This is a genomic window from Microcoleus sp. S13C4 (assembly GCF_036700865.1).
Classification (GTDB): Bacteria; Cyanobacteriota; Cyanobacteriia; order Cyanobacteriales; family Microcoleaceae; genus Microcoleus.
Genome location: NZ_JAUBPS010000073.1, coordinates 17,955 through 29,259, shown reverse-complemented (window position 1 = coordinate 29,259; position 11,305 = coordinate 17,955). Strand labels below are relative to the sequence as shown.

Annotated in this window: 9 protein-coding genes; 5 read left to right on the top strand and 4 right to left on the bottom strand. The window is 47.0% G+C overall.

Annotated elements, in window-relative coordinates; all coding sequences use genetic code 11:
* Positions 1–294 precede the first annotated feature (294 nt).
* The gene (locus QT996_RS23655; RefSeq protein ID WP_333049473.1) at positions 295–1,200 is read right to left on the bottom strand and encodes a calcium-binding protein; all 906 of its coding nucleotides are present in this window, start codon (positions 1,198–1,200) and stop codon (positions 295–297) included.
* 301 nt (positions 1,201–1,501) lie between these two features.
* On the opposite strand from QT996_RS23655, the gene eno reads away from it, so the two are divergent.
* Positions 1,502–2,782 (top strand): phosphopyruvate hydratase, encoded by a 1,281-nt coding sequence (gene eno / locus QT996_RS23650; protein ID WP_445304591.1) that lies wholly within the window; start codon positions 1,502–1,504, stop codon positions 2,780–2,782.
* 115 nt (positions 2,783–2,897) lie between these two features.
* On the opposite strand, the gene argC is transcribed toward eno, so the two are convergent.
* Entirely contained in the window at positions 2,898–3,956 is a 1,059-nt protein-coding gene (argC, locus tag QT996_RS23645; RefSeq protein WP_333049472.1) for an N-acetyl-gamma-glutamyl-phosphate reductase, read from the bottom strand.
* Between the two features lie 453 nt (positions 3,957–4,409).
* Between argC and QT996_RS23640 the strand changes: the two genes are divergently transcribed.
* Complete coding sequence (locus tag QT996_RS23640) at positions 4,410–5,426, top strand: sulfate/molybdate ABC transporter ATP-binding protein (protein ID WP_333049470.1); 1,017 nt, start codon at positions 4,410–4,412, stop codon at positions 5,424–5,426.
* 160 nt (positions 5,427–5,586) lie between these two features.
* On the opposite strand, the gene QT996_RS23635 is transcribed toward QT996_RS23640, so the two are convergent.
* Both QT996_RS23635 and hisF read right to left on the bottom strand, forming a co-directional pair.
* Positions 5,587–5,928 carry a low temperature-induced protein gene (locus QT996_RS23635; protein WP_333049469.1) on the bottom strand — a complete coding sequence of 114 codons (342 nt, stop codon included), beginning with the start codon at positions 5,926–5,928 and terminating at the stop codon, positions 5,587–5,589.
* A gap of 433 nt (positions 5,929–6,361) precedes the next feature.
* A complete protein-coding gene (gene hisF / locus QT996_RS23630) occupies positions 6,362–7,153 on the bottom strand; it encodes an imidazole glycerol phosphate synthase subunit HisF (protein ID WP_333049468.1) in 792 nt (263 codons plus the stop codon).
* A gap of 540 nt (positions 7,154–7,693) precedes the next feature.
* Here hisF and QT996_RS23625 point away from each other — a divergent pair.
* The 3 genes from QT996_RS23625 to nadB all read left to right on the top strand — a co-directional run bounded on the left by QT996_RS23625 (position 7,694) and on the right by nadB (position 11,300).
* Positions 7,694–8,653, top strand: a complete 960-nt coding sequence (locus QT996_RS23625; protein ID WP_333049467.1) for an adenylate/guanylate cyclase domain-containing protein — start codon at positions 7,694–7,696, stop codon at positions 8,651–8,653.
* A gap of 252 nt (positions 8,654–8,905) precedes the next feature.
* Entirely contained in the window at positions 8,906–9,340 is a 435-nt protein-coding gene (gene psbU / locus QT996_RS23620; protein WP_006635850.1) for a photosystem II complex extrinsic protein PsbU, read from the top strand.
* 307 nt (positions 9,341–9,647) lie between these two features.
* Complete coding sequence (nadB, locus tag QT996_RS23615; RefSeq protein ID WP_333049465.1) at positions 9,648–11,300, top strand: L-aspartate oxidase; 1,653 nt, start codon at positions 9,648–9,650, stop codon at positions 11,298–11,300.
* The last annotated feature ends 5 nt before the right edge of the window (positions 11,301–11,305 follow it).

Here is an 11,305-nt window from a genome sequence, read left to right as displayed (position 1 = left end):
AATAGCATCTATAACTGGATGGGATTACATTTTGTCAGCCCTAGCTACTGTTGCATGATTTTTGAAAATTGGTATAAGCAAATCGAAAATTATTTTGCTCACTGCTGTTACTGTACCTCTTAGTCACGCAAAGTGCTGTAAATTCATGTCAGCAATCGGGAGGCAGAGTCTCGCTGATAGCCCTTCCCAGGCTCTACCTGGGAACGAGGATTGATAGCCTTGGTTTTGTGGGATGGGCGTCCCGCGCGTCCGTGTTCTGCTTCTTAGCAGCAATGTGTACCGATTTGAATTAACCTAGAGCGTCCCATCCGATACAGATATAAACTGAAGTTGATCCGGCGAAACATCCTTCACCAAACCCAAGATATTGCCACTGCTAGCTTGCCGAATCACCGTCGCCTTAGTATTTAACACTCTAAAATCAGCCGTTCGAGGCTGTCCGGGAGGAAAAGGGCTGCTGCTATCGTAATCTCTGGCATCACCAATTGTTAAAAACCTTTCGCTCAAAACAATATCATTTCGCGTCAATCCAGATGCCAATCCAATTACATCCCCTTCAGCCGGATTGTAATCGAGAATAAAATCGGCAGGCACTTCATCTACATCAAAATTGCCACTAGGAGGTGGTTGAAGCGAACCAATTTCTCCCGAAGTTGCTCCCGCTTCGGTGCGGATGACAAATAAATCTGCACCTTCACTTCCCCAAAGTCTATCAATTCCAGCATCACCAATTAGAGTATCGTTTCCACTCTCTCCTACTAAAGCATCATTCCCTTTACCGCCGCGAATAAAGTCATTAGCCGTGCCTCCATAAACGTAGTCATCGCCTTGATCTCCGCTGACTAAATCGCTGCCACATTCTCCATAAAGAATGTCAAAATCTTGACCGCCGCGAATAGTATCGCTGCCGCAACCTCCGATTAAAGTATCTGTGCCGCTGTTACCGTTCATCAGTTCCGCACCACCGGAACCTCTGACAAAATCGTTGCCAGCTAAGGCGCGCAAACCGCCAGGAGTATTGCGTAGAATTCCATTTGCTAATAGAACAGCGTCGTCATTGGGAGTTAAGTCAAAAAAGTTGGGGTCGCTGCCTGGATTTGGCAATGGCCCTGTGAGTAATTTAATGTTTGGGGGATCAGCAATAATTGGGTCTGAATTTTCAGCTAATGCTCTAATTTCTCCGAGATTTGTTTCTAACATCCTAAGTTTCTCCTTTTTTGATTGACTTTGTTGATATTCTGATCTTAACAAAGGTTCCAATTAAGAAATCTACGGAAATGTGGGGTTAAAACAATCAAATTACTGTCAAACTTGCCGGAGCCGTTATTCAACAAGCCGAGGTTATTGACACCAATCTGCGGGCCCAAATCCGCAAATATTTTGAACTGTATACCAATAATTCTGGGGATCGCGTACTCTATTACCCGTCAGCAGTCAGCGTGGGAAAACCCAGAGACTGCTAATTGTCATGAAACCTTGAGCTAAGTTCGGAATAATTAATATGCTAGACACTGCGATCGAATCTATTCAAGCCAGAGAAATCCTCGACTCCCGTGGCCGCCCCACCATCGAAGCTGAAGTTTACCTAGCCAACGGTGTTGTGGGGATCGCCCAAGTCCCCAGTGGCGCGTCTACAGGCTCCTTTGAAGCCCACGAACTCCGCGATGATGACAAAACCCGTTACGGCGGCAAAGGAGTCCTAAAAGCCGTTGCTAACGTCGAACACAAAATTGCCCCCGCTTTGGCTAATCTAGATGCGATCGACCAAGCACTGGTAGACAAAACCATGATTGACTTGGACGGTTCCCCCAACAAATCCCACCTCGGTGCAAATGCCATTCTCGGAGTCTCTTTAGCCACAGCAAAGGCGGCTGCTGAGACTTTAGGACTCCCCCTTTACCGCTACTTGGGCGGCCCCTTAGCGAACGTTTTGCCAGTACCACTGATGAACGTGATCAACGGGGGATCTCACGCTAACAATAATGTGGACATTCAAGAATTTATGATTGTCCCTGTGGGTGCGCCTTCTTTTAAAGAAGCTTTACGCTGGGGTGCAGAGGTATTTGAATCCTTGAGTAAAGTCTTAAAAGCTGAGGGTTTGCTGACTGGTGTGGGTGATGAAGGCGGTTTTGCGCCTAATCTTAAATCCAATCAAGCAGCTTTGGATTTGTTGATTGCAGCTATTGAAAAAGCTGGCTACAAACCGGGTGAACAAGTTGCTTTGGCTTTGGATGTTGCTGCTAGCGAATTTTACAAAGATGGGCAGTATACTTACGACGGTGTGGCTCATTCGCCAGCAGAATTAATCGATTATTTGGATGGTTTGGTGAGTCAATATCCCATTATTTCCATTGAAGATGGTTTGCACGAAGACGATTGGGAAAGTTGGGTAGCGCTGACGCAGAAAATGGGCAGCAAAGTTCAATTGGTGGGTGACGATTTGTTTGTTACTAATCGCACACGGCTGCAAAAAGGAATTGATTTGAAAGCTAGCAATTCGATTTTGATTAAGCTGAATCAAATTGGTTCTTTGACGGAGACTTTGGATACGATCGACCTCGGCAAACGGAACAGCTATCGAGCGGTCATCAGCCACCGTTCCGGTGAAACTGAAGATACCACAATTGCCGATTTAGCGGTAGCGACTCGCGCCGGCCAAATCAAGACTGGTTCTTTGTGTCGCAGCGAACGGGTGGCTAAATACAACCGTTTGCTACGGATTGAGGACCAATTGGGCGATCGGGCAATTTATGCTGGGTCGATCGGTTACGGACCTAAATAACACTTGGTAATCGGTAATTGGGAATGGGTAGTTGGTAATCGGTAATCGGTGAGTTTTTAATTTTCATCACCAATGCCCAATGCCCAATGCCCAATGCCCAATTACCAATTACCAATTAAGGATAGAAAGCCAATTGTGGCAAACCCAAAGTTTCTTCCCAACCCATCATCAAGTTCATGCACTGGATGCCTTGACCGGCTTGTCCCTTAATTAAATTGTCGATCGCCGATAGCACAATCACTCTGTCAGTACGCGGATCGACTTCCACACCGATGTAACACAGATTTGTGCCACAAGCCCATTTTGTTTGCGGATAAACTCCAGCCGGCAACACTTTTACCCAAGGACAATTGCGGTAAAAAGCACTGAAAATCGTGATTAAATCTTCCCGCACCAAACCAGGATCACGCAAAGTTGCGTACACAGTCGCCAGAATTCCGCGCACCATCGGAATGAGGTGGGGAGTAAACTGAACTTTAATATCGTGTCCCGCTAAATCGCTGCAAATTTGCTCGATTTCTGGCGTGTGGCGGTGGCGGCCAACGCCGTAAGCACCCAGAGAGCCCTCTGCTTCAGCCAACAAGAGATTAACTTCGGCTTTGCGGCCCCCTCCCGAAGCACCGGATTTGGCATCGATAATTGCTGTTTCTGGCACAATGAGGCCTTGTTTGAGCAAAGGTGCCAGCGCTAATAAACTAGCAGTGACGTAGCAGCCGGCACAGCCTACTAATTGAGCGTTTTTAATTCGATCGCGATACAATTCTGGCAAACCGTAAACAGCAGTTGCAGCCAGTTCAGAGTCCGATCGCTCGCCGCCGTACCAAGCTTTGTAAGTTTCCAGATTTTCAAATCTGTAGTCAGCCGACAAATCCAAGACTTTGCAGCCTTTTTCTATCAGCGTCGGTGCCATTTTGCAAGCTAAACCGTTCGGCAGCGACAGAAACACAACTTCACATTTTGCCGCTATTTTGTCTAGGTCGATCGCTTCGACTGTCAAATCAATGCAGTTAGTCAAATGCGGATAAAGGCTGGAAAAAGGTTTTCCCGCACTGCTATCCCCACCCAAATACACTACTTCCGCCGCTGGGTGATCTGCCAGCAGTCGCACAAGTTGCACGCCGCCGTACCCTGAAGCGCCGATAATTCCTACAGGCACACGTCCAACATCTCCCATTTTCCTTTATCCCCTCAGCCGTTGAAGTCAAAAACGCTTGAACTTTTGCTGCATTGTAGTACCAAACGCCAACTTTGGTGGCAAAGAATTGTGTTGTTTTGTTTTGGAGGTGCATTTTTGTTAATTTTCCGGTATTTGACCCGCCCAAAAACGGAGATCAGCCCCCGCAGGGCCCAAGTTCGTCGCCCCAAATTTTAGACTCCTGTGGAAGAGCACACATTGATCTGTAGAGTAAATCTAAAATTCTTCCAATCTAAAATCTAAAATCTAAAATCGACTGACAGATCACCAAAACCCTAAAATTAACAAACTGATGTGCGATCGTGCTATAAAAAATTTACTTTAACCCATCCACAAACCGGAGATTAACATTTTTCCCTGTTGCCTGTTGCCTCTTGCTTCTTCCATCGAACTTCTTCCCTCGAACCTCTTCTCTCGAACCTCTTCCTATCTATGGGCATAGTTGTAGAAAACGTATCAAAACAGTTTGGCAGTTTCCAAGCACTCGATCGAGTCAGCTTAGAAATTGAATCCGGTTCCCTAGTCGCATTGCTGGGCCCGTCTGGTTCAGGCAAGTCTACGCTGCTGCGGCTGATTGCCGGTTTAGAAATGCCCGACTCCGGCAAAATCTGGCTGACAGGTGAAGATGCCACCAATACTAGCGTCCAAGACCGCAAAATTGGGTTTGTGTTTCAGCACTACGCGCTATTCAAGCACATGACAGTGCGAAAAAACATCGCTTTCGGGATGCAAATTCAGAAAACACCGCCCGCGAAAGTCAAATCGCGGGTAGAAGAATTGTTGAATTTAGTGCAATTGGCAGGATTGGGCGATAGATACCCGTCGCAACTTTCAGGAGGCCAGCGGCAGCGGGTGGCCCTCGCCAGAGCCCTGGCTGTGGAACCGAAAGTGTTACTGCTAGACGAACCTTTTGGAGCTCTCGATGCCAAAGTTCGCAAAGATTTGCGTTCTTGGTTGCGGCGACTGCACGACGAAGTTCACGTTACCACAGTGTTTGTGACGCACGATCAAGAAGAAGCGATGGAAGTTGCCGATCACATTACAGTCATGAATAAAGGTAAAATTGAACAAGTCGGCACACCCGCCCAAATTTACGACCATCCAGCTAGTGCTTTCGTAATGAGTTTTATCGGGCCAGTGAATGTCTTGCCCAGCAGTTCAAGAATGTTTCAAGACAACGGCTTTGATTCAGCCAACCCAGAGATTTTCTTACGCCCTCACGACGTAGTAATTGAAACTACAGAAAATAGTGCAACAGTACCTGCAAGAATCAGTCGCTTGATTCATTTGGGATGGGAAATTCAGGTAGAATTAACTTTAGATGACGGTCAAGTAGTAAACGCTAATTTGACTAGAGAAAGATTCGATAGCTTGCACTTGCAGCCCCAGCAAAGAGTGTTTGTAAAGCCGAAAGATGCCAAGTCCTTTCCGCTTTTTTATTCCATCTAAGACCAATTCTGAAAACTAAAGCTAAATTTAGATTGGATACGGCCTTTCCAAGGAGGTGGCGCGGTTCGGTGTATCTACAAAAAAAATCTAGGGACACGGCACCGCGCCGTGTCCCTAATCTTTTATACTGACAACTGTCCGCTGACTACTGCGCGCTGAGTTAGTCTTTAACTTTGCTGACAGCTTTTTTGACTTGTTGCTCAAAGGATGTAGCTTGTGTATTGGAAGGATTTTTCATTTTTTCAATGTCAGCATCTCCCTGAACTTCGTTGGGCCCTTTGCTGGCTTTTTCTTGAGTTTCTTCCAAGGACATTGGTTTTTTCAGTACAACTTCTTGAGATTCTTTTTCAATCCCCAAAAGTTTGTCTTCACCTTTGGTGGGGCTGCTGGTAACGGCAAAAGCTGGGAAAGCATTAGAAACAAACATCAAGGCACAAAAACAAACAGCTATTAAAGTGCGAACTAAACGCTTGGCAGGAAAGTTAAAGCTGATAAAAGACATACAAAATTTCTCCGTTTTTAGAAGTTTTGATCGCTAAGATTGTTAACAGGCTGAAGCTCACTCATATTCTGCACAATCTTTAACTCAAGTTTGATAAAAGCAACCGTTGCTCTGTTTCAAATTAAGCTAATATATAATATTTAGCTGAAAAAGCTGGTATTTGAAATCCTTCTCAGGGAATATTTCTAGATGACTGGCGTCGGTCGCCCCAAGACATTTATGTAGAAGGCACTTGTGTAGAATCAAAAAAATTCTGTATAAGTGCCTTCAGATGCGCCTCACATAGCGGTATCAATGTCAGTAACTGGTTTTATCGTGGAGTGGGGGCGGGTTTATTTAGCCTGTTTGCAATGTGAGAGGACGCTTGAGTGAACCTGCAGAGCGGTTTGTGGAAAATGTTGCTAGATATGAGATGCGCCCGACTATCCACTGACTAATGACTAATAACTAATGGCTGCTGCTGTCGCACGGGAACTTGAAATTTTGCTAGATAAGTTTTAATTTCTCCTACACTGAGTTGCCCGTAATGCAGCAGGGAAGCCAGCAGGGCTGCTTCTGCTTTGCCCTGTGTCACGGCTTCGTAGATGTGGTGACAGTTGCCGGCGCCGCCGGAAGCGATGACGGGAATTTCTACAATTTCGGCAATTCTTCGAGTTAGTTCCAAATCGTAACCGGCTTGAGTGCCGTCCGAGTCCATGCTTGTCACCAGAATTTCGCCCGCGCCGCGCTGTTCGGCTTCTTTGGCCCAGGCGATCGCATCTTTTCCAGTATTTTCTCGCCCTCCGCGCACATACACGTCCCAACCAGGATTATCTGCATCTTGCCGTTTGCGGGCGTCGATCGCCACTACAATGCACTGATTACCAAATCGATCGCTGGCTTTGTCAATTAAACTCGGATCGCGCACCGCCGCCGAATTAATACTCACCTTGTCTGCGCCCGCCCTCAATAAACTTTTAATGGTGTCTAAAGATTGGATACCGCCGCCCACCGTCAAAGGGATAAATACGCGATCGGCAGTTCGGTACACCACATCGATCATAATATTCCGGTCTTCGTGAGTCGCCGTAATGTCCAGAAACACCAACTCGTCAGCACCGGCATCGTTATAAACCTGAGCCATTTCTACCGGATCGCCAGCATCCTGAAGATTGACAAAATTGACACCTTTGACCACGCGACCGGCTTTCACATCCAAACAAGGCAAAATTCTTTTCGACAACATAAAATTCTCGTGTTTCTAATTTATTGACCGCCGCAGCGAGGAAAAGGCTTGTTGATATCTTCAAAAACATGAAGTTAAGCAACAAATCTTAAAGATACCTTGTGTTTAACCACTCTAGGTCTGAGCCGGAGAGCCATTTTCCAGTTTTTTGGTGCCCCTGAGCATAAATAAAACTTGGCTCTGGGTGCGCTAGGCGACATTAGGTAGAATATTGGGTAGATAGTTATATTTTCCGCAACAAGTAGCAAATTTAACTCCCCAGATACATCTTTGGGGTGAAAAATATGACAATTTCGCTTATGATCGAACCATAACTACCTTGGCGGACGATCGAATTGTGGTTCGGCAATCCTGTATGGTTTGGTGCATCGACGATCGACTAAACAATTTTAGATTTGAGAACAGCCGATTTGAGGTTTTTTAGCAGCAATCTCAGTTATAAGCCGCGCGGTAAAGTTAAAATTTAAAGTTTAAAATCTCAAATCGGTTAATTTTGTGTCGTTTCTAGGACTGTTGTGACGAGTGCAACCCAATCCACATATGGTACTTCGCACAGAAGGCGGCAATCGCTACTTGCCGCTCTCCGGCAGCAATTGCTGGACAGTAGGGCGGAGCGATGACAATAATTTTGTACTGACAGATCGCTGGATTTCCCGTAATCACGCGATGTTACAGCAAATGGAGACAGGAGAGTTCTACCTAATCGACTTGGGCAGCCGCAATGGTTCCTTTGTCAACGGGCGGCGCGTCAGTATTCCTGTCACTCTCAGAAATGGCGATCGGATTATTTTCGGTCAAACCGAATTGGACTTCTACAACCCAACCGCGGGTCAGCGGCTCGATCCAATACACGACACAGACTCGGATGATTTTACGGCGACTTTGACGGTACGTAGCCTGATTAGCGTCATGGTAATGGACATCCGAGACTTTACTGTTTTGACTAGACAGCTAGACGAAACCCTCCTGTCGGAAGTCATCGGCAATTGGTTCCGCAAAGCAGGACAGATTATTCGCGAACACGGCAGTTGGGTGGACAAATACATCGGCGATGCGATTATGGCCGTCTGGTTCCACAAAACCAGCGGTGTCAGCACCGAGGAAATGATGCGGATTTGCCAAGCTTTGAGCGAACTGCACAAGGCAACAGACGAACTCAGCAGCCGTTACCCCCTACCTTTTCCTTTGCGAGTCGGGGCCGGAATCAATACTGGTTATGCAATGGTGGGAAATTCTGGCAGCAGCGACCGATCGGACTATACCGCCTTGGGAGATACTGTAAACGCAGCATTTCGCCTTGAATCTTGCACCAAGCAACTCGGCAAGGATATCGCTGTGGGAGAAACGACCTACAAATACCTGACGCAATTGGGGGCCGAGGGCGCTTTCGAGCCACACACCGTGGCTTTGAAGGGTTACGAAACTCCCAGCCTGACTTACGCTGGTACTTATGCTGACTTGAACGCTTTTCTCAAAAGGAAAGGAAAGAGTTCTCAATAGCTAGGAAATGGGGTGCAGGGCAAAAATTAACCCTTTAAAATGGCAGTCCGAGTTTTTAATTTGGAGTCCTTTTTATAAACTTGCCTGCGATGCTTAAAAGTCGGTCATTATCATATATTGTTAGATTTGTCAATAACGAAATGTAAAGTTTATAACAGCCCTCTACCTATTGCGGATTTATCTGAAAAACTGCATAAGCAAAATGGTAGTCTCTACATAAATGCTGTGTATGAAATTGGGAGACAAAACTTCATGAAACGATTGGGTCGTCTATTGGCAGTATTGGGCTTAGTGCTGGGCTGCTTTGCATGGGCTGGAGACCAAAGCGCGATCGCGGCGTCATTAAGCCGTATCGTCTTGCCATCATCCTCGCTCCTAGCTGTTGAAGCTCCGGCTAGAACCAATCGCGCCGATGAGAAGCTTGCCACAGAATACGGCAAAAAACTTGATTTGAACAACAGCGCCGTCCGGGACTTTCGGGAATTTCGAGGGTTGTATCCCACTTTAGCTCGACTAATTATTAAGAATGCTCCTTACGAAAATGTTGAGGACGTACTCAATATTTCAGACTTGACGGATGCTCAGAAAAAAGTGCTGCAAGCTAACATGGACAAATTCACCGTAACTGATGTTGAATCAGTCTTTATTGAAGGAGACAACAGGTTGAATAATGGTCTCTACGACTAGGTAGCAGCGCCCCTCATTTGAACGCAGAAGTCATTGGGCAGAAGGCATTCGGCAGAAAGAAAAAATTTTTTTCTAGCGGCTGATGACTTCTGCCTTTAATTTCTGAACACTTACTTTCAACCATCATTCGGCAAAAGCCGACCCAAATTCGCTAGATTGAAATAAGCGGGTTCCCCTAATTCATCTAAAATCTAAAATCTAAAATCTAAAATCTAAAATCGCTTGACTGAAATTAGTTCAAGTCTACAGATGAATCTGGAGACTAAAATCTAAAATCTAAAATCTAAAATAGACTGGCGACAGACTTATGACTGACAAATTTGACGTATTGGTAATAGGTGCTGGCGCGGCGGGTTTGTACACAGCACTTTGCCTGCCAGAGCATTTGCAGGTGGGCTTGATCAATAAAAATATCCTACCTGTTTCGGCCAGTGATTGGGCTCAAGGAGGGATTGCCGCAGCGATCGCCCCTGAAGATTCGGCAGCGCTGCACGTTCAGGATACACTGGCTGCTGGAGCCGGTCTTTGCGATTTGGATGCGGTGAAATTTTTAGTTGAGGAAGCTTCAGCCTGCATTGACTCCCTGGTGAAAATGGGCGTTGCATTCGATCGCACCGGCCCAGATTTAGCCCTCACCCTAGAAGCCGCCCACTCCCGCCGCCGAGTTCTCCACGCCGCCGACACTACGGGCAAAGCCGTTATCAGTACGCTGACAGCAAAAGTATTGAGCCGCAAAAACATTCAACTCGTATCTCCTGCCTTTGCTTTGAGTCTGTGGCTAGACGAAACCGGGCGCTGCCAGGGCATTAGCTCGATTTGTGGCTCACAAGTCAAGTGGCTGCAGGCCAAAGCCGTGGTGCTGGCGACAGGCGGCGGGGGACAGGTTTTTGCTCAAACGACCAACCCGTCGGTAAGTACCGGGGATGGGGTGGCAATTGCGTGGCGCGCCGGGGCGCTGCTGCGAGACTTAGAATTTGTGCAGTTTCACCCGACGGCGCTGAGCACAGCGGGCGCGCCTCGGTTTCTCATTAGCGAAGCGGTGCGGGGAGAAGGAGCTCATTTGGTTGACAGTAAGGGATATCGCTTTGCTTTTGACTCTCACCCCAGCGGGGAACTCGCCCCTCGGGATGTTGTCAGCCGCGCTATTTTCCGCCACTTGCAAAAGACGGGGGAACCTCATGTTTGGCTGGATTTGCGCCCGATTGCGGTCGATCGACTGCGCTACAGGTTTCCCAATATTATTCAAGTGTGCGCTGATTGGGGAATTGATATTTTTTCCGAACCGGTGCCGGTGACGCCCGCAGCCCATTACTGGATGGGAGGGATTGTCGCTGACAAGTTTAACCAAACTTCGATTCCCGGTTTGTACGCGGTGGGAGAAACTGCGAGCACGGGGGTACACGGCGCTAATCGGTTGGCGAGCAATTCGCTGCTGGAATGTCTGGTTTTTGGGGCGCAGATGGGACTTTTGCAGGTAGAAGGTGGAACGCCCAAAACACTCACAGATGAGTTCGAGGCGGGGGAAATCTTGGAAAAATCGGTTTCTGAAAAGGATATTGAGGCGATCGAAAAGTTGCGGGTCGAATTGCCGAATTTGGTGTGGCAGAGTGCGGGAATTTGCCGGGGACAGAGGGATTTGGAAAGTGCGATCGTCCAACTTGAGATTTGGCGGCAAGAATTTGCTTCGTTGCCTTTGAGTCAAACGCTTGATAATTTACGACCCGGACAAATTATTGATTTTTCCCCTGCTGAGGCGGAGAATAGCTCGATTTTGCGAAATTGGGGAGAAGTGGGGAATTTATTGGATATCGGCTACTTGATTGTCAAAAGTGCTGCCTTTCGCACCGAAAGCCGCGGTGGACATTACCGACTTGACTATCCCCTCACCGATCCGGATTGGTGCAGCCATACTTTAATTAACCAATACAATTGGTACAAATCTCCGCGAATAGAAGATTGAAAATT

What these genes read in the sequence shown, in the direction of transcription:
- QT996_RS23655 (WP_333049473.1), bottom strand. Translation starts at nt 1,200, where the DNA reads ATGTTAGAAACAAATCTCGGAGAAATTAGAGCATTAGCTGAAAATTCA.
- eno (WP_445304591.1), top strand. Translation starts at nt 1,502, where the DNA reads ATGCTAGACACTGCGATCGAATCTATTCAAGCCAGAGAAATCCTCGAC.
- argC (WP_333049472.1), bottom strand. Translation starts at nt 3,956, where the DNA reads ATGGGAGATGTTGGACGTGTGCCTGTAGGAATTATCGGCGCTTCAGGG.
- QT996_RS23640 (WP_333049470.1), top strand. Translation starts at nt 4,410, where the DNA reads ATGGGCATAGTTGTAGAAAACGTATCAAAACAGTTTGGCAGTTTCCAA.
- QT996_RS23635 (WP_333049469.1), bottom strand. Translation starts at nt 5,928, where the DNA reads ATGTCTTTTATCAGCTTTAACTTTCCTGCCAAGCGTTTAGTTCGCACT.
- hisF (WP_333049468.1), bottom strand. Translation starts at nt 7,153, where the DNA reads ATGTTGTCGAAAAGAATTTTGCCTTGTTTGGATGTGAAAGCCGGTCGC.
- QT996_RS23625 (WP_333049467.1), top strand. Translation starts at nt 7,694, where the DNA reads ATGGTACTTCGCACAGAAGGCGGCAATCGCTACTTGCCGCTCTCCGGC.
- psbU (WP_006635850.1), top strand. Translation starts at nt 8,906, where the DNA reads ATGAAACGATTGGGTCGTCTATTGGCAGTATTGGGCTTAGTGCTGGGC.
- nadB (WP_333049465.1), top strand. Translation starts at nt 9,648, where the DNA reads ATGACTGACAAATTTGACGTATTGGTAATAGGTGCTGGCGCGGCGGGT.